Below are 17,349 nucleotides of genomic sequence, written 5' to 3'. Positions count from 1 at the left end.
GAGCGCGCCGCAGAGGGTGGGGGTGGGGCTGCGTGCGTTGGCGTTTTGTCCGACTTCCATGATCATGGTCAATTCTGGGCTGTGATAGCGACGCAGAATTGCCCATGATCATGGGTGGCCATGATCAGCGGAAGTTTCGCGGTGTCATAGCCCTGCTTTTTCTCCGTTGATCATGGAAGTCGGACAAATTGCCAACGCGCGAAGCTCCACCCCCCACCCCCTTCGGCGCGCTCTTCCAACAACGAGCCGAACAAAGCCGCATCAAACGGTCAGGTGAAAGTGGAGCGATCAACGCCAAGCGCAAGCGCAACGCCGCCAAGAGCGGAGGCTTGAGCGCCAAGCTGAGTGGGAACGACTTCCACAGCGGAGGCGGCGGCAGCCATGGCGGTGTCGGCGAGCCCACCGCGGAGCGGGTCGAGCAGGAGTTCGGTGGCGGCGCCGAGTTCGCCGCCGAGGACGATGCGTTCGGGGTTGATGAGGTTGAGCAGGCCGCCGAGGGCGAAGCCGAGCTGGCGGCCGGCGTCGGCGAGCAGGCGGCGGCAGCCGGGATCGCCCAACGTGGCGAGGTCGACGAGGTCGACGAGGCTCTCCAACTGCGGATGGGTGGCGCGGGCGTGGCGGAGTAGCGCGCGGCCTCCCGCGGAGAGCTCGACACAGCCTCGGTTGCCGCAGCGGCATACGGGGCCTCGGGCGTCGAGCGTGATGTGGCCGAGTTCGCCGGCGGTTCCGGCGAAGCCTCGGTAGAGCCGTCCATCCAGGACGATCCCCGCGCCGATGCCGGTGGCGACTTTGACGTAGACGAGATCGGCGCTCTGCTGGCCGGCGCCCCAGACGTACTCGCCGAGCGCGCCGAGGTTGGCGTCGTTGTCGACGCGTACGGGCAGGTGGAGGCGGCCGGCCAACTCGTCTTCGGGCAGCAGGTCGGCCCAGGCCGGGAGCAGTGCGGGCGACCCGATCCGACCCGTACGCGTCAACGGCGCGGGGATGCCGAGCCCGACGCCCACCACTTCGGACCGGTCGGCTCCGATCGCGTCGAGGGCCGCGTCGACTTGCCGGGCCGCCGCGTCGAGCGCCGACTCCGGATAGTCGTCCGCGTCGAGGTCGAGGACGGCCGGATAGTCGACCAGTACGCGGTGCCCCAAATCGGCCACGGCGACCCGGACATGGCGGCGTCCGATGTCGACGCCGACGGCGAGGCCGGCTCCCCGGGCCAGCCGGAACACGGTCGCCGGACGGCCGCCCGCCGGCCCGGTCTGAGCGGCTTCCTCGGTGAGCAGCCCTGCGTTGGTGAGGTCGGCCAGCGCCGCCGAGACCGTGGGGCGGGACAGTCCGGTCAGGCCGATCAGCTCCGCCCGCGTACGCGGACCGCGAGACCGCAGCACGGTGGCGACGCGGCGCGCGGTCGAGCCGAGGTGGGCCGGCAGGGTCACGAGAGCAGGGTGCTCCGCATCCACCAGTTCTGTCAAATATTCGCATAACTTCGTTGTCGGACCTGGCAATACTCCCGGGCTGACGACCCTTTTGAGCGCTCTCCCGGCCGATTGTTGCGATCGGATCACAGAGGTAATGCGAGTGATTGACGGAACTATCTCAATGGAGTCATCGTTGCGTCGCAACACCTTCGCCGGCGTACTCCGCCGGCCGACCTAACGACTCACATGGACGTGATCCGATGGAGGGTGTCATGCAAGTCAACCGAAGGCAGCTTCTCGGCGCCGGTGTCGGCGCATCCGCGCTCCTCGCCCTCCCCGCGTGCTCCAGCAGCGGAGACTCCGGCTCGGGCGGAGACAAGAAGGTCGAGGTCTTCTCCTGGTGGTCCGGTCCGGGCGAAGGCGAGGGCCTGGCCGCGCTGATCGAGGACTTCAAGAAGAACAACCCCGGCGTCGAGTTCGTCAACGCCGCCGTGGCCGGTGGTTCGGGCACCCAGGCACGGCAGGTGCTCACCTCGCGCCTGCTGGCCAACCAGCCCCCGGACAGCTACCAGCTGCACGCCGGGCAGGAGGCGGCCAGCGACATCAAGGACGCCAAGCTGGAGGCGATCGACTACCTCTACGACGCCAACGGCTGGCGGGACAAGTTCCCCAAGGGACTGACCGAGAAGCTGACCATCAACGGCAAGATCTACGCCGTGCCGGTCAACATCCACCGGTCCAACCTGCTCTTCTTCAACCCGAAGAAGCTGACCGAGTGGGGCATCACCGCCCCGGGCAAGACCTGGTCGGAGCTGCTCGCTCAGGGCAACACGCTGAAGGGCAAGGGCGTCAAGCTGCTCAGCGTCGCCACCACCTGGGCCCAGATGCATCTCATGGAGAACGTCCTGCTGGGTGAGCTGGGCGCGGACAAGTACAACGGCCTGTGGAACGGGCAGACCGACTGGAACGGCTCGGACGTCGTCGGCGCGCTCGACGTCTTCAAGCAGCTCCTGGCGCTGTCCGCCGTCTCCACCGACGACTGGCAGCCGGCCATCGACAAGGTGATCGCCGGGACCGCCGCCTTCAACGTGATGGGCGACTGGGCGGCGGGCTACCTCCAGGGCGCGAAGGCGCTGAAGTACAAGACCGACTACGACGTGGTCGCCTCGCCCGGCTCGGCCGGGGTCTACAACTTCCTCGCCGACTCGTTCACCCTGCCCAAGGGTGCGCCGCACAAGGCGTACGCCGAGGCTTGGCTGAAGGAGTGCGCGTCCAAGGAAGGCCAGGACCTCTTCAACCCGAAGAAGGGTTCGGTGCCGGCCCGGCTCGACTCCGACAAGTCGAAGTACACCGACTATCTCGCCTGGGCGCTGGGCGAGTGGCAGAACACGTCCACCGTGGTCGTCGGCTCGCTGGTGCACGGCGTCGTCGCCAACAACGCGTGGAAGGCCGAGATCGAGAAGGCATACGGCGTCTTCTTCCAGGACAAGGACTCGAAGAAGTTCGCCGGGGCCATCGCCGCGGCGTACGCCGCCAACAAGTAGGCGCTGATCACGAGGGCCCGGTCGGCCGGCCGGGCCCTCGCTCACGGTATGTCGCGAAGGGAGGGATGACGTGCGCAGAAGTACCCGGCGCGGAGTCCGGAGGTGGCTGCCGGGCCTGATCCTGGTCTCGCCCTCGCTGCTCGCCCTGGGCGTGTTCGTCTACTACTTCATCGGGTGGAACGGGTACTACTCCCTGACCAACTGGAAGGGCCTCGCGCCGCCGGACAAGATGGTCGGGCTGGACAACTACAAGCAGCTGCTGTCCAACGACGAGACCTTCCGCAACGACGTCCGCAACCTCGTCGTCTTCACCGTGGTCTTCATGGTGGGATCGCTGCTGCTCGGGTTGTTCATGGCGCTGCTGATGGACAAGGGCGTACGCGGCGAGGGCGTTCTGCGCGCGATCTTCTTGTTCCCCATGGCGATCTCGTTCATCGCCACCGGGATCATCTGGCGCTGGCTGCTCAACAGCGACTCGGGCGCGGGCACGACCGGCATCAACAAGCTCTTCGACGTCGTGGGGCTGGGATTCCTGCACAGCGACTGGCACAAGAGCGACTCGTCCTTCGCCATCGCCTCGCTCGCCCTTCCGGCCGGCTGGGCGCTGTCGGGGTATGTGATGGCGCTGTTCCTCGCCGGACTGCGCGGCATCCCGGAGGAGCTGCGCGAGGCGGCCCGGGTCGACGGTGCGAGCGAGCTGCGCGTCTACTGGCACGTCGTACGCCCGCTGCTGCTCCCGGTGCTGATGAGTGCGGTCGTCATCCTCGCCCACATCTCCTTGAAGACCTTCGACTTGATCTACGCCATCGATCCGGGCGGCCCGCGTACCGAGACTCCCGCCCTCTACATGTGGCTGACCTCGTTCCGTGGCGGCTTCTTCGCCCGCGGCGCGTCGATCGCGACGATGCTGTTCGGCGCGATCGCGCTGGTGGTCATCCCGTATATCTGGTACTCGATGCGGCAGGAGCGCCGATGACCGCCCAAGCCCCGACCGCCCCGCAGACCCGGGAGCCGGAAGCGCCGCCGCAGCGGTCGGCGAAGCCGTTCCGTTGGGGCCGGTTCCTGCGTCAGCTGATCCTGTTCGCGCTGGCCTGCTTCTTCCTGATGCCGGTGTACGCCCTCCTCGTGACGGCGTTGAAGGACCCGGCGCACGTCGACGTGGTGAAGATGTGGAACCTGCCGGACACGTTCTCGCTGGAGTCGTTCCGGACGGTGATCCCGCAGCTGCTGCCGGGGCTGCGCAACAGCCTGACCGTCAGCATCCTGGCCAGCACGATCTCGTCGCTGCTCGGCGCGGCCAACGGGTTCGTGCTCGCGAAGTGGCGCTTCCCCGGGGCCGACCTGGCCTTCCCGATCATCCTCTTCGGCATGTTCATCCCGTACCAGGCGATCATCATCCCGATGTTCAAGCTGCTCTCCGACGTCCCGGTGATCCATCAGCGGGCGCTCGGCGACACCCTCTTCGGATTGATCCTGGTCCACATCATCTACGGTCTGCCGATCACCACGCTGATCTTCCGGAGCTACTTCGCCGGGCTGCCCGACGAGCTCATCGAGGCGGCCGAGGTCGACGGGGCGGGCATGCTGCGTACCTTCTTCTACATCGCGCTGCCGATCGCGCCGCCCGCCTTCGCCGTCGCCATGATCTGGCAGTTCACCTCGTCGTGGAACGACTTCCTGTTCGGGCTGATCCTCACCGACACCGAGCACTGGCCGGTCACCGTCGCGCTCAACAACATCGCCGGCGGGCAGACCGTCCCGTTCAACCAGGCGATGGCCAGCGCCTTCCTCGCGAGCATCCCCACTCTTCTGGTGTACGCCCTATTGGGTCGGTTCTTCATGCGAGGTCTGATGGCCGGAGCGCTCAAATCGTGATCATGTCCCGAACCGCAACCACGTCTAACGTCCTGCTCTCTGGGATGCTCCGATAGACTTCTGCACCATGAGCAGTGACATCCTGAGCACCATCACCTCGCCTGCGGACCTGAAGGGGATGAGCTACGAGGAGCTGATCCTGCTCAGTGGCGAGATTCGGGAGTTTCTGATCACCAAGGTCGCCAAGACCGGCGGCCACCTGGGCCCCAACCTGGGCGTCGTCGAGCTCACGCTGGCGCTGCACCGGGTCTTCGACTCGCCCCGGGACAAGTTCGTCTTCGACACCGGTCACCAGTCATACGTGCACAAGATGGTCACCGGGCGGCAGGACGGCTTCGACCACCTCAAGCAGCGCGGCGGTCTGACCGGCTACCCGAACCAGGCCGAGAGCGAGCACGACCTGGTGGAGAACTGTCACGCCTCGACTGCTCTCAGTTACGCCGACGGCCTGGCGAAGGCCTTCGCGCTCCGCGGTGAGGACCGTCACGTTGTGGCGATCGTCGGTGACGGGGCTCTCACCGGGGGCATGTGCTGGGAGGCGCTCAACAACATCGCCCACGCCAAGAACCCGGTCATCATCGTCGTCAACGACAACGGCCGCTCCTATGCGCCGACCATTGGCGGGCTCGCCGACCACCTCGCGACGCTGCGCCTCAACCCGGGCTACGAGAAGGTGCTCGACCTGGTCAAGGACTCCCTGGAGCGGACGCCGCTGGTCGGCCGCCCGCTCTACGAGGCGCTCCACGCGATCAAGAAGGGCATCAAGGACGCGGTCGCCCCGCAGGCGATGTTCGAAGACCTCGGAATCAAGTACGTCGGGCCGGTCGACGGCCACGACCAGGCCGCCGTCGAAAGCGCCCTGGAGCGGGCGAAGAAGTTCAACGGACCGATCATCGTCCACGCCGTCACCCGCAAGGGCAACGGCTACCAGCCCGCTCTCGACGACGAGGCCGACAACTTCCACGCCCCCGGCGCGTTCGACCCGCTCACCGGCAAGTCGCTGGCGGCGCCCAGCCTCAAGTGGACGCACGTCTTCGGCGAGGAACTGGTCGAGATCGCCGCCGAGCGCTCCGACATCGTCGGCATCACCGCCGCCATGCCCGAGTCGACCGGCATCGACCGGCTCGCCGCGAAGTACCCCGAGCGGGCGTACGACGTCGGCATCGCCGAGCAGCACGCCACCACTTCGGCGGCCGGGCTCGCCCTGGCCGGCCTCCACCCCGTCGTCGCCGTGTACGCCACCTTCCTCAACCGGGCGTTCGACCAGGTTCTGCTCGACGTCGCACTGCACAAGCTGCCGGTGACCTTCGTCCTCGACCGGGCTGGCATCACCGGTCCCGACGGGCCGAGCCACTACGGCATCTGGGACATGTCCGTCTTCGGCGTCGTCCCGGGCCTGCGCATCGCCGCCCCCCGCGACGCGGCGACCCTGCGGGAAGAGCTGCGGGAAGCGGTCGCCGTCAACGACGGCCCCACCATCGTGCGTTTCCCGACCGGCTCGGTCCCGGCCGCCCTGCCCGCCCTGCGCCGGGTCGGGCCGGTGGACGTCCTCTCCGAGGCCGACCGCAAGGACGTGCTGCTCATCGGGGTCGGTTCGTTCGCGCATACCGGTGTCGCGGTCGCCTCGCTCCTCGCCGAGCAGGGCATCGGCGTCACCGTCGTCGACCCGCGCTGGGTCCGCCCGGCTCCGGCCGAACTCGTCGACCTCGCCCGGGGGCACCGCCTCGTCGTGACCGTCGAGGACGGCGTACGCGACGGCGGCGTCGGCGACGCGGTCAGCAAGGTGCTGCGCGATCACGAGCTCGACGTCCCGGTCCGCGACCTCGGCGTCGAAGCGCGCTGGATTCCGCACGGCACCCGCAACGAGATTCTCGCCGAGCTGGGGCTCACCGCGCCGGAAATCGCGACCAAGGTCGCCGCCTGGTACGCCGGAGTCACCGCGACCGCCTGACCCTCACCGACGCCGAGTTGACCTTGGACACTTTGCGTCGCCATGGCGACGGGAACCGTTCAAGGTCGATTAGCCGGACGAGGTAGCCACGAAACACAACCGGCAAGCAACCGGCTGGCGGGCCGGACGCGTTCCTATGGCGTGACGCTGATCGACCTCGGCGAACCGAGCCGGTACGACCCCGGGCGGCGGCCGCCGCTGCGGGAAGCACTGCGGGAGTCGCTGCACAAGCATGATCCGGTGCGGGTCGGGCGAGCGGCGCTGGCCGCGTTGATGATGCTGCTCGCCGGCCTGGTCGCGGGAACGGCGCCGGTCGGCAAACCGTTGCCGGCCTTGCATCGGGTCGGCCGGTTCGCCGAGTCGCCGTGGCGGTTCGCGAAGGCGGACGTGGTGCTCAACGCCACCGCGGATGGGCAGACCATGGTCGCCTCCGGGTTGGACGGCTCGGGCGAGAAGTGGCGGTTGAACATCGGCAACGTCGGCCCGATCCATGTGATCGCCGACTTCGACTATGTGGTCGTCATCGCGGGTGGGATGCGGCTCGTCGACGAGGATACGAGCACCTACACGACTTCTTTCGTCGCGGTCGACGTGCGTACGGGACGGGAGGTCTGGCGACGTGACGAGGAGCCCGTCTTCGGCGCGGGCAATCTCCTGGTCCTGCGCACCCCGCCTGGTCGGCTGTCCGGGGTCGAGGTCGAGACCGGGCGGGTGGTGTGGCGGATCGATCTGCCGAAATTGCGCATGATGAAGCCACTCGGTGAGGAAGACTTCAGGGAGTTCGTCGTGCTGCAGTCGGACGGCACGGTCGACGTGGTCTCGATCCCCACCGGCGCGATCGAGCAGAGTTGGCGCGTACGCGAGCCGCCGGAGGCGATCTCGTTCGTCTGGCGGGATCTCGTCGGGCTGCAGTACGGCACCACGGCCGGCGTCCAAGTGTGGGTCTACCGGCATGGGGACGCGGAACCCTTGTGGCGCCGGGATTTCGGCCGGACGGAGTTCGTCTTCGGCGTTTGCGGGGAGTGGCTCTGTGATCAGAACGGTCTCGTCGATCCCTACTCCGGCAAGACGGTGACGCCTTCGCAGGAGCCGGCGACGCCGCCGAAGTTCGGCGACTGGGAACCGATCGGGGAGTACGCCGGTCACCAGTTGGTCCGGCTGGACAGCGCATCCTCCGCCGATGCGCAGATGTGGCTGGGCGTGGTGGGGCCGGGCCAGCGCGTACGCCCCCTCATGCCCCTCGGCGGCCGGGCCAACCGCTGTATGTTGATCGGGAACTGGCTTTACTGCGACGGGTCGGCCGTGGTCGACGCCGTCTCGGTGCGGCTGTCCGATCTGGACGGACTGCTGGCGGAGGTGGGAGGACCGGCGTGACGCTGATCGACCTGGGGGAGACCGGACGCGACGAGCCCGGGTGGGAGCCGCCCCGGCGCGACCTCGGGCAGTGGCGGCGCGAGATCCTCGTGGTGCTGATCGCGATCGCCGCGTTGGTGCTGCCTCAGGCCTCCGTCCCGGCCACCGCGTCCGCCCCGCCGATCGTGCTCGAACCGCTGGCCGGGGTGGTCGACGACGTGCAGGTCGTCGGCGACGTCGCGCTCGGCGTCCGGTCCGAGACGCTCGACGTCGCGGCGGTCTCGCTCGAGACGGGTGCGCTGCTGTGGGCCCGCCCCGCCGTGGCAGTCTTCCCGACCGATTCGGCCGCCGGCCACGTCGCGCTGATCAGTCCCGCCGGTGTGCGTACAAGTCGGCTGGAGATCGTGGAAGCGCGGACCGGGCAGCTGGTCGAGACCTGGCCGGACGCGCTGCTCGTCCATGCCCACGGTCGGTGGGCGGTCGCGCGGTCCGCCGTGGCCGAGCCGGTGGGCGAGCGCATGGTGGGTGTGATCGACGGCCTTCTTCTGACGGTACGCGGAAAGCCGGGAGACTACAGCGCGACTTTCTGGCGGCCGGACGGCGAGCGTTACGTTCCCTTGTGGACGGAGCCGGTGTCCCGCCCGGACCACGACTTCCTGTCCTGCGGCGAACTGATCTGCGCGATCGACAGTAGTGGCGTCCGCGGCCTCGACGCGCAGACCGGCCGGCTGGTGTGGGCGGCGGGCCGGTTCACCGTCACGGACGAGACCGACGACCTGTTGATCGGGCGGCTGAGCGACGGGCTCGGCCGGGAGCAGAACGCCGTGCTCGACCCGCGCACCGGCAGCGTCATGGCTCGCCTGGGCGCCTGGCACATCGCCGGAACCGTAGCCGGTCGCACCGCCGCCTACCTGCCCGGATCGGCCGGCCGGGCGTGGCTGGGGACGGTCGACCTGACCGCCGACCACCCCGTCGTGCGGGCCCGCGCCAACCTGACCGCGGCCGTGGACCGCTGTGTCGCCGCCGGTACGCGTCTCGTGTGCTTCAGCGGGGTGGCGGGCCAGCCCCCGTTCTCCCTGATCCTGCCACCCCGCTAGCTCTCGCCCGCGCTCTCGCTTTGCCCTCGCGCGCCGTGCTCTCCGGGACTCTCCGGGGCTCTCCGGGGCTCTCCGCGCGATCATGAACCTTCGGTCATGATCGCGCGGCGTGTCGTGTCCGGAACGCCCTGATCAACTCCGCGAGCGGGTGATCAACTCACCAGTTCGCCTGCGCGGGCGGCGTCGGCAGCGCCCGTCCGGGCGGCGTGATCACGTAGACCACCCCGCGGGACGTGGTCTGCCAGGCGGCCTCCCACTCGGCCCGGCCCACCGTCTTCACCACGACGGCGTCGCTCGCCGACGCGGGGTCGTTGACGATGGGGTCGCCGTTCGCGGCGAAGCCCGACAGCACCATGAGGTGGCCGTTCGTGCCGTAGGTCAGGCCGGGGATCTCGCCCTTCTTGAACGACAGCGAGGTCACGAGCGGCAGGCCCGCTGCGATGAACAGTTCGGCCTCGTTGAGCGAACGCAGCCGGGTGATGAACCCGGTGAGCCCGTAGCGACCGGCGTACGCGGGGTTGAAGGGCCAGTTGCCGCAGCCCGAGTACGCGTAGTCGAAAGTGCCCCGAGCCGCGTGGTCGACCCACGGGTCCTGATAGGACGGATCCACCCAGGCGTAGTCGGCCGCCGGTGGCAGGCTGTTCCAGAAGCCCATGACCATGGAGACCGAGGTCGGGCTGCACCAGGCCTGGCCGCCGTTGTCGTACTCGGGATACTGCCCGGAGTGGATGCTCTGGGAGAAGCCGGGCACGGTCAGCAGCGTGCCCTGCGCCGCCTTCGGGGTGGAGACGGTCCACTTCTTCGGGGCCGCCGGCAGGTGCGACGCCATCGCCCCGAAGCTCAGCAGCACCGGGTTGTCGGTCGTCCCCGGTACGCGCAGCAGGGTCACGCGCAGCTGCCAGCTCGACAGCTCATGACCGGCCGCTGCCGAGAACGTGTCGGTGTAGACCGTGCCGTCGGTGTCGCCCTGACCGGTCACCGAGGTCCGGTGGAAGTCGACGTTGTCGGCGGCCCAGCGGCCCAGCACGTACCACTTGGTGGTGTTGCCCAGCGCGGTGACGCCGCGTACCTCGATCTGCACCCAGCTGCCGCCGGGGGTGGTCGCGGTCCACGAGGCGATCAGCTCCTGGGCGGTGAAACCCGGGGCCACGAAGGCCGAGGTCCAGGTCGCGAAGTCATAGGTCCGCGCCGTCCCGGTCACGATATCCGTGTACGCCGTCTGCCCGGCGGCCGATGCGAAGGTGAGGTGCCCCCCGCTCGCTGCGGTCCCGTTGAACGTTCCGGTGGCATAGTCGGCGTCGGTGGCCCAACGGCGGAAGACGATGTCTTGAGTGGGGTACGGCGTGTCTTTCACCTTGTCTCCGGCCTGCGCGGGGGCCGCCAGCATAGCCGGGACACTCGCGGCGGCGGCGGTCACGGCGGCCGCACGAAGTACACTGCGTCTCTTCATCGAGGAACTCCTTCGAGCAGGGGGTATGCGAAGGACTATCGCCCGACAGCGTGGCGGACGGCTGGTCTGGGCGCAAGAGCTCGGCGGTTAAGAATTTTCTCGACCGGGTGGTTGCTGGTGAAGACGTACCAGTCGATGTCACGGCCGAGTGGCACGAATTGGGGGAGGGATTCGGGCTATGCGCGTACTCGTGATCGAGGACGAGCAGCACCTCGCCGACGCGATCGCGCGCGGTCTGCGCCGCCACGGCATGGCGGTCGACGTGGCCTACGACGGCGACGCCGGGCATGAGGCGGCCTTCGTGACCCGGTATGACGTGGTCGTGCTGGATCGTGACCTGCCGGGAGTGCACGGCGATCAGATCTGCGCGGACCTGGTGGCCTCGGGGACGTTGACCCGAGTGCTGATGCTGACCGCGAGTGGCGCGGTCGCCGATCGGGTCGAGGGACTCAGCCTCGGCGCGGACGACTACCTGCCGAAGCCGTTCGACTTCAGCGAACTGGTGGCGCGCGTGCAGGCGCTCGGCCGCCGGGCCACCCCGGTCACGCCGCCGATCTTGCATGTCGCCGACGTCACCCTCGACCCGGCCAAGCGGATCGCGACCCGGGCCGGTCAACAGCTCGACCTGACGAACAAGGAGTTCGGCCTGCTCGAGGCGTTGCTGCGAGCCGACGGCGCGGTCGTGAGCACCGAGGAACTCCTCGAACGCGTCTGGGACGCCAACGCCGACCCGTTCACCACCATCGTCCGGGTCACCATGCGTACGCTGCGCCGCAAGCTCGGCGACCCGCCGCTGATCGAGACTCTCGTCGGGGCGGGCTACCGGATCACGGCCGAGCCGACGGACCACCCGATCGCGGCCGAGCCGACGGACCAGTCGTGAAGCGCCGCCTGCCGCGGCCGACCCTCCGCCTGCGGCTGACGTTGCTCAATGGACTCCTGCTGGTCGGCGCGGGCGCGCTACTGATCGCGCTCGCCTTCCTGCTGGCGAGCGAGGCGCTCCAACCGGCCGAGCATCTCGATCCGTCCTCCCAGGTCGTGCTGGCCGACGGCCGCCAGCTGCCGGTCGAGGAATGGGAGCGGCGACTGCGTCGCGACGTCGGCGCGGAGCTGTTGGAGAAGGGTCTGCTGGCGCTCGTTTCGATCAGCGTCGTCGGCGTCGCCGGTGGGTACGCCGTCGTCGGCCGCGCGCTGCGTCCACTGCAACAGGTCACCGCCACCGCTCGCCGGCTCGGTGGGCAGAACCTCGACCAGCGCATCCGGTACGAGGGCGCCGACGACGAGGTGGCCGAACTCGCGGGGACCTTCGACGCCATGCTCGACCGGTTGAAGGTCGCCTTCGACTCGCAGCGCCGCTTCGTCGCCAACGCCTCCCACGAACTGCGTACGCCGCTCGCCGTGATGAAGACCGAGATCGACGTGACGCTGTCGGACCCGAAGGCCGATCTGGCCGAACTGCGCCGGATGGGCACGGTCGTCAGGGACGCCTCCGAACGCGCGAACGCCCTCGTCGACGCGCTCCTCGTACTGGCCCGGTCGGAAGCGCAGTCTGCCTTGGCGCGCAAACAAGCCGCAGATCTCGGGGATGGCGTACCCGGGGCGCTGGACGCGATGTCCCGGGAGATCCGGCGACTGCACCTCGACGTCGCGCTCGATCTCGCGCCGGCCCCGGTCGTCGGCGATCCCAGTCTGCTCGAACGCCTGGCGGGCAACCTCATCGAGAACGCCTGCCGCTACAACCACCGGGACGGGCGGATCTGGGTGCGTACCGGGAGTGGGGGCGGGTTCAGCCAGCTCATCGTCGGCAACACCGGCTTCGAGGTCGACCAGGCCGACGTCGAGGGGCTCTTCGAGCCGTTCCGCCGGGGCGGCCGGGAGCGTACCGGGGCGAGGGGTTCCGGCCTCGGCCTGTCCATCGTTCGCGCGGTATGCCACGCGCACGGCGGCAGCGTGCACGCGGTCGCGTTGCCCGGTGGCGGACTGGAGGTCACCGTCTCCGTTCCCTGCGCTGTTCTCGGTGCCGCCGAGGCATTACCATCTGGCCCGTGACTGCCTTGATTCGGCATATCACTGTCGACTGCGCGGACCCTTATTCGCTGGCCGGTTTCTGGAGCGAGGCCACCGGCTATCCGCGGCATCCCTCCGACGAGCCGGGCGCCGACCAGGCGCTGCTCGTCGCGCCGGACGGCGAGGGGCCGGGGCTGCTCTTCGCGCGGGTGCCCGCCGAGAAGATCGGTGAGTCGAGGGCCGGCCGCCGGATCCACCTCGACATCATGCCCACCGACGGTACGCGGGACGCCGAAGTCGAGCGGCTGAAGAAGGCCGGCGCGACCGAGTTCGAGGATCACCGCAACGCCGACGGCACCGGCTGGGTGACGATGGCCGATCCGGAGGGCAACCTCTTCTGCGTGGAGCGCAGCGCCGCCGAGCGGGTCTAGTACCGGGGGACTACTCCTACTTGGCTCCGTGGTGTGACGCGTCGTGTGGGGAAGCACCGTAGCGTCGGTCTCATGACCGAGATCAAGCCGCGCGAGGCCGCCGCGACTACGGCCGTCGGGGTACTGGCGTTGGTACCGATCGCGATGATCGCTCTACTCGTCGCCCGGGGAGCGTTCTACGGACTTGTCGATCGCGGGCCGTATGACAACTCGTGGGGCGGTCCGAGCCTGGCGGGCGCGTGGACCGCTCACTTCCTGATCAGCCTTCCGTTCATCGCCCTCGGTGTGTTCGCGCTGGCCGGGCTCAGGCGGCTGCGCCGGTCCTGGCTGCGCTGGCTGGCTGGGGAACGGCGCCGGTGGTGGGTGCTGCCGGTGACGCTTGTGCTGTACGCGGGTGCCGCGATGTTGGTGATCGCCTGGCTTCACCAGGTTTGACGGCCCCCGCCGGGGCCCGGCGGATGGCAGACTCCGCGCCATGATCGCCGACAGCAAGGAACGCTTGCACCATCAACTGCGGGTAGTCCGGGAAGCGCTGATCTGGAAGCTGGACGGGCTTTCGGAGTACGACGTCCGCCGCCCGATGACGGCCACCGGGACCAACCTCCTCGGGCTGGTCAAGCACCGGGCGTACTCGGACGCACGGTACTTCGGCGACGTCTTCGGCCGGCCGTTCCCGGGGCCGGTGCCGACGTGGAACGCGCCAGAGGCGTGGAAGAACGAGCATTGGGCGGCCGAGGACGAGACTCGCGCGGAGATCCTGGCCCTGCACGCATCCGTGTGCGCACACGCGGACGCGACGATCGAGGCTCTGACCATCGACGCGCCGGGCCATGTGCCCTGGTGGCCGCAGCCCGATGTGCAGCTGTTCACGATCATGGTGCACAGCCTCACCGACACGACTCGGCACGCCGGGCACGCCGACATTCTGCGGGAGCAGCTGGACGGGCGGACGGGAACGACGGCGGAGTACGAGTCAGTGATCGATTTCGACGCCCGCGAGTCGCATCGCGCATTGCTGGAAGAAGCTGCCCGAGCTGCGCATCTGCGCTCCGTGATGCCAAACTGACGCCTGCCTGAGCCATCTTGGCGTCATGCTGAGCCAAGATGGCTTGTGGTGGTGCCATACATGTGCCATAGTGGTGCCATGGACTTGACCACGCATGTGAACAACCTCGGTCGCCAGTTCGCCACGCTGGCCGAATCGGGTGGTGACGAGGCCCGCGCGCTGGTCGAGCGCTTGACCGGCTCGCTGGAGTCGGCGATCCGGATGACGCTGCTCGACGCGCTGTCGGCGGCCACGGACGAGATCACCCAGGATCTGGCTCCCGGCTCGGTGGAGCTGCGCCTGCGCGGGCGTGACCCGAGCTTCGTCGTGACGCTGCCCCCCGCCGAGCCGGCTTCCGCCGAGACCACGGCGACCGCGGAGCGTACGCCGGACGGCGAGTTGCTGTTCGCCGAGGATGGCCCGTCGGCTCGGATCAACGTGCGCCTGCCCGAGCAGCTGAAGGCCGCGATCGAGGAGGCTGCGGCCCGAGAAGGGCGTTCGGTGAACGCCTGGCTGGTCCGGTCGGCGGCCGCTGCCCTGCAGGGCGGCGATCGCGAGCAACGCCCGGAGCCGGCCTCGGCCAAGCGAGCCAAACAGAGCTTCACCGGCTGGGTGCGCTGACCGCACCCCGATCTGACCACCTGCTCACTTCACGTCCCTGACCAGCGGGGACGGCACACCAACCCGGGATGAGGGGACAACCATGCCTACTTTCGAGACTTACGATTCGATCGCCGTCACTCTCGAACTCAGCGTCGGATACCTGCGAGTCACCGCGTCCGACCGCGTCGACACCGTCGTCGAGGTACGCCCGAGCGACGAGTCCGACGAGTCCGACGTGAAGGCCGCGCAGCAGGTCCGGGTCGATTACAGCAACGGAACGCTTCGGGTCATCGGCCCGAAGGCCCGCATGTTCGACTTCTCGCGCAAGCTCAGGTCGGTCGACGTCACCATCGAGCTGCCGACCGGCTCGCAGGTGTCGGCGGAGACGCAGATGGGCGACCTCCGGTGCGCCGGTCAGCTCGGTCAGTGCCGGCTGAAGACGACGGCCGGCAACATCTGGGTCGAACAGACCGGCCCGCTGCGCGCGAACACCTCGGCCGGCAATGTCAGCGCCGACGTCGTCGCGGGTGACGCCGACATCTCGACGGGCACCGGATCGATCCAGGTAGGCCAGATCCAGGGCACCGCCGTCGTCAAGAACTCCAACGGTGAGACCCGGATCGGGGCGGTCACCGGCGACGTCCGCGTACGCGCGGCCAACGGCGACATCATCGTCGACCGAGCCGGCGCCGGGGTCGACGCGAAGACCTCGAACGGCAACGTCAGCGTCGGTGAGGTCGTCCGTGGATCGGTCGTGCTCGGCACCGCCATGGGCAGCCTCGACATCGGCATCGCCGAAGGCACCGCCGCCTGGCTGCAGGTGAACACCGCGTTCGGGCGCGTGAACAACCAGCTCGAGAACACCACCCGGCCCGAGGACGCCGCCGAGACCGTCGAGGTCCGTGGCAGCACCTCCTTCGGCGACATCACGATTCACCGCTCCTGATCACCGCACGACGACACCACCCCCGTGGAACGAAGGGACGATTCACGTGACTGACATGGCGATTCAGGTGGAGGGCTTGCGTAAGTCCTTCACGGGAGTCGAGGTGCTGAAGGGCGTCGACTTCGGCGTACGGCGCGGGGAGATCTTCGCGCTGCTCGGCTCGAACGGCGCGGGCAAGACGACCACCATCAAGGCGCTCGCGACACTCCTCAAGGCGGACGGCGGCACGGCCCGCGTGTGCGGCTACGACGTGGTACGCCAGCCGGACAAGGTCCGCGACGTCATCAGCCTGACCGGTCAGTTCGCGGCAGTGGACGCGATCCTCACCGGCCGGGAGAACCTCGTGATGATCGCGAAGCTGCGGGCGGTCGCCGACCCGCAGAAGACTGCGGCTTCGCTGCTCGACCGGTTCGGCTTGACCGACGCGGCCGACCGCCGGGCCGGGACCTATTCCGGTGGCATGACCCGCCGGCTCGACATCGCGATGAGCCTGGTCGGCTCGCCGCAGGTGATCTTCCTGGACGAGCCGACGACCGGCCTCGATCCGGAGGGCCGGCTCGAAGTGTGGCGGACGGTCAAGGAACTCGCCCAGGGCGGCACCACGATCTTGCTGACCACGCAATACCTGGACGAGGCCGAGCAGCTCGCCGACCGGATCGCGATCCTGCACGGCGGCCGGATCATCGCCGACGGCACGCTCGACCACCTCAAGCAGCTGTTTCCGCCGGCCAAGGTCGAGTACGTCGAGAAACAACCATCCCTCGAAGAGATTTTCCTCGCCATCGTCGGCGAGAAGAAGGGCCAGTGATGAAGGCGCTACGCGACACTTTCGTCCTGTTCGGCCGGTCGATGCGGCACATCGTCCGCAGCCCGGACACCATCATCACCGTGCTGATCACGCCGGTCATGATGATGCTGCTGTTCGTCTACGTCCTCGGCGGCGCGATCCAGACCGGCACCGACAACTACGTGAACTACCTGCTGCCGGGCATCCTCCTGATCGCCATCGCCAGCGGCATCTCGTACACCGCGGTGCGGTTGTTCGCCGACGTCCAGAACGGCCTCTTCTCGCGGTTCAACTCGATGCCCATCGGCCGGTCGTCGTTGCTCTGGGGGCACGTCCTGACCTCGATGGTGTCCAACGCCATCTCGGTCGTCGTCATCATCGGCATCGGACTGATCATGGGCTTCCGGTCGAGCGCCGGAGTGCTGGCGTGGCTGGCGGTGGCGGGCATCCTCGCCTTGTTCACCCTGGCCCTGACGTGGCTCGCCTGCATTCCGGGCCTGACCGCGAAGTTCATCGACGGTGCGAGCGCGTTCGCGTACCCGCTGATCTTCCTGCCGTTCATCAGCTCCGCGTTCGTCCCGACCGAGACCATGCCCACCCCGGTACGCGTCTTCGCGGAGAACCAGCCCGTCACGTCGATCGTCGAGACCTTGCAGGGCCTGTTGCACGACCAGCCCGTCGGCAACGACATCTGGACCGCGTTGGCCTGGTGCGTCGGCATCGCCGCGGTGGCGTACTTCTTCGCCGTTCGCGCGTACAAGCGAGTCGGCTGACAGTTCGGACCCTGGATCAGGGTTCCCGGTCGAATCACTCCTCAAGATTCGACCGGGAACCCTGATCCAGCCCTG

Annotated in this window: 17 protein-coding genes; 15 read left to right on the top strand and 2 right to left on the bottom strand. The window is 68.5% G+C overall.

From position 1 onward, the window contains the following. Positions 1-269: 269 nt before the first annotated feature. Positions 270-1,430 (bottom strand): ROK family transcriptional regulator, encoded by a 1,161-nt coding sequence (locus tag HOV77_RS27630; RefSeq protein ID WP_290866727.1) that lies wholly within the window; start codon positions 1,428-1,430, stop codon positions 270-272. Positions 1,431-1,684: 254 nt separating this feature from the next. Here HOV77_RS27630 and HOV77_RS27625 point away from each other — a divergent pair, with 254 nt between their 5' ends. From HOV77_RS27625 to HOV77_RS27600, 6 genes are all read left to right on the top strand, one after another. Next, positions 1,685-2,956 carry an ABC transporter substrate-binding protein gene (locus HOV77_RS27625; RefSeq protein WP_290866724.1) on the top strand — a complete coding sequence of 424 codons (1,272 nt, stop codon included), beginning with the start codon at positions 1,685-1,687 and terminating at the stop codon, positions 2,954-2,956. Between the two features lie 70 nt (positions 2,957-3,026). Then, positions 3,027-3,932: a sugar ABC transporter permease gene (locus HOV77_RS27620; protein WP_290866721.1), complete on the top strand. Its 906-nt coding sequence runs from the start codon at positions 3,027-3,029 to the stop codon at positions 3,930-3,932. Then, the gene (locus tag HOV77_RS27615) at positions 3,929-4,831 is read left to right on the top strand and encodes a carbohydrate ABC transporter permease (protein WP_290866718.1); all 903 of its coding nucleotides are present in this window, start codon (positions 3,929-3,931) and stop codon (positions 4,829-4,831) included. Before HOV77_RS27620 ends, HOV77_RS27615 begins: the two co-directional genes overlap by 4 nt. Positions 4,832-4,898: 67 nt before the next feature. Next, positions 4,899-6,782, top strand: coding sequence for a 1-deoxy-D-xylulose-5-phosphate synthase (gene dxs / locus HOV77_RS27610; protein ID WP_290866715.1), 1,884 nt, complete (start codon positions 4,899-4,901; stop codon positions 6,780-6,782). A 141-nt stretch (positions 6,783-6,923) separates the two neighbouring features. Further along, positions 6,924-8,156 carry a PQQ-binding-like beta-propeller repeat protein gene (locus HOV77_RS27605; protein ID WP_290866712.1) on the top strand — a complete coding sequence of 411 codons (1,233 nt, stop codon included), beginning with the start codon at positions 6,924-6,926 and terminating at the stop codon, positions 8,154-8,156. Continuing rightward, positions 8,153-9,232, top strand: coding sequence for a hypothetical protein (locus HOV77_RS27600; RefSeq protein WP_290866709.1), 1,080 nt, complete (start codon positions 8,153-8,155; stop codon positions 9,230-9,232). Before HOV77_RS27605 ends, HOV77_RS27600 begins: the two co-directional genes overlap by 4 nt. 157 nt (positions 9,233-9,389) lie before the next feature. On the opposite strand, the gene HOV77_RS27595 is transcribed toward HOV77_RS27600, so the two are convergent. Next, positions 9,390-10,682, bottom strand: coding sequence for a C39 family peptidase (locus HOV77_RS27595; protein ID WP_290866706.1), 1,293 nt, complete (start codon positions 10,680-10,682; stop codon positions 9,390-9,392). A 178-nt stretch (positions 10,683-10,860) separates the two neighbouring features. Between HOV77_RS27595 and HOV77_RS27590 the strand changes: the two genes are divergently transcribed. The 9 genes from HOV77_RS27590 to HOV77_RS27550 all read left to right on the top strand — a co-directional run bounded on the left by HOV77_RS27590 (position 10,861) and on the right by HOV77_RS27550 (position 17,274). Next, positions 10,861-11,565: a response regulator transcription factor gene (locus HOV77_RS27590; RefSeq protein WP_290866704.1), complete on the top strand. Its 705-nt coding sequence runs from the start codon at positions 10,861-10,863 to the stop codon at positions 11,563-11,565. Further along, positions 11,562-12,731 carry a HAMP domain-containing sensor histidine kinase gene (locus HOV77_RS27585; protein ID WP_290866701.1) on the top strand — a complete coding sequence of 390 codons (1,170 nt, stop codon included), beginning with the start codon at positions 11,562-11,564 and terminating at the stop codon, positions 12,729-12,731. The genes HOV77_RS27590 and HOV77_RS27585 overlap by 4 nt, the downstream gene beginning before the upstream one ends. Beyond that, positions 12,728-13,120, top strand: a complete 393-nt coding sequence (locus HOV77_RS27580) for a VOC family protein (protein WP_290866699.1) — start codon at positions 12,728-12,730, stop codon at positions 13,118-13,120. The genes HOV77_RS27585 and HOV77_RS27580 overlap by 4 nt, the downstream gene beginning before the upstream one ends. Before the next feature lie 72 nt (positions 13,121-13,192). Then, positions 13,193-13,555 (top strand): hypothetical protein, encoded by a 363-nt coding sequence (locus HOV77_RS27575; RefSeq protein WP_290866697.1) that lies wholly within the window; start codon positions 13,193-13,195, stop codon positions 13,553-13,555. 40 nt (positions 13,556-13,595) lie between these two features. Next, a complete protein-coding gene (locus HOV77_RS27570) occupies positions 13,596-14,186 on the top strand; it encodes a DinB family protein (protein ID WP_290866694.1) in 591 nt (196 codons plus the stop codon). Between the two features lie 78 nt (positions 14,187-14,264). Continuing rightward, complete coding sequence (locus HOV77_RS27565; RefSeq protein ID WP_290866691.1) at positions 14,265-14,786, top strand: YlcI/YnfO family protein; 522 nt, start codon at positions 14,265-14,267, stop codon at positions 14,784-14,786. Between the two features lie 82 nt (positions 14,787-14,868). Further along, positions 14,869-15,714, top strand: a complete 846-nt coding sequence (locus tag HOV77_RS27560; RefSeq protein ID WP_290866689.1) for a hypothetical protein — start codon at positions 14,869-14,871, stop codon at positions 15,712-15,714. Positions 15,715-15,769: 55 nt separating this feature from the next. After that, complete coding sequence (locus HOV77_RS27555) at positions 15,770-16,522, top strand: ATP-binding cassette domain-containing protein (protein ID WP_290866740.1); 753 nt, start codon at positions 15,770-15,772, stop codon at positions 16,520-16,522. Continuing rightward, positions 16,522-17,274 carry an ABC transporter permease gene (locus tag HOV77_RS27550; protein ID WP_290866686.1) on the top strand — a complete coding sequence of 251 codons (753 nt, stop codon included), beginning with the start codon at positions 16,522-16,524 and terminating at the stop codon, positions 17,272-17,274. Before HOV77_RS27555 ends, HOV77_RS27550 begins: the two co-directional genes overlap by 1 nt. Positions 17,275-17,349 lie beyond the last annotated feature (75 nt).

Source organism: Hamadaea sp., assembly GCF_013362815.1.
Taxonomy (GTDB): domain Bacteria; phylum Actinomycetota; class Actinomycetes; order Mycobacteriales; family Micromonosporaceae; genus Hamadaea.
The sequence above is the reverse complement of the archived record's forward strand: the minus strand, read 5'-3'. Positions and strand labels throughout refer to the sequence as shown.

Excerpts from the sequence above, each read along its gene's own strand:
- HOV77_RS27560 (WP_290866689.1), top strand. The coding sequence starts at position 14,869 with ATGCCTACTTTCGAGACTTACGATTCGATCGCCGTCACTCTCGAACTC.
- HOV77_RS27615 (WP_290866718.1), top strand. The coding sequence starts at position 3,929 with ATGACCGCCCAAGCCCCGACCGCCCCGCAGACCCGGGAGCCGGAAGCG.
- HOV77_RS27550 (WP_290866686.1), top strand. The coding sequence starts at position 16,522 with ATGAAGGCGCTACGCGACACTTTCGTCCTGTTCGGCCGGTCGATGCGG.
- HOV77_RS27570 (WP_290866694.1), top strand. The coding sequence starts at position 13,596 with ATGATCGCCGACAGCAAGGAACGCTTGCACCATCAACTGCGGGTAGTC.
- HOV77_RS27590 (WP_290866704.1), top strand. The coding sequence starts at position 10,861 with ATGCGCGTACTCGTGATCGAGGACGAGCAGCACCTCGCCGACGCGATC.
- dxs (WP_290866715.1), top strand. The coding sequence starts at position 4,899 with ATGAGCAGTGACATCCTGAGCACCATCACCTCGCCTGCGGACCTGAAG.
- HOV77_RS27575 (WP_290866697.1), top strand. The coding sequence starts at position 13,193 with ATGACCGAGATCAAGCCGCGCGAGGCCGCCGCGACTACGGCCGTCGGG.
- HOV77_RS27625 (WP_290866724.1), top strand. The coding sequence starts at position 1,685 with ATGCAAGTCAACCGAAGGCAGCTTCTCGGCGCCGGTGTCGGCGCATCC.
- HOV77_RS27555 (WP_290866740.1), top strand. The coding sequence starts at position 15,770 with ATGGCGATTCAGGTGGAGGGCTTGCGTAAGTCCTTCACGGGAGTCGAG.
- HOV77_RS27595 (WP_290866706.1), bottom strand. The coding sequence starts at position 10,682 with ATGAAGAGACGCAGTGTACTTCGTGCGGCCGCCGTGACCGCCGCCGCC.
- HOV77_RS27565 (WP_290866691.1), top strand. The coding sequence starts at position 14,265 with ATGGACTTGACCACGCATGTGAACAACCTCGGTCGCCAGTTCGCCACG.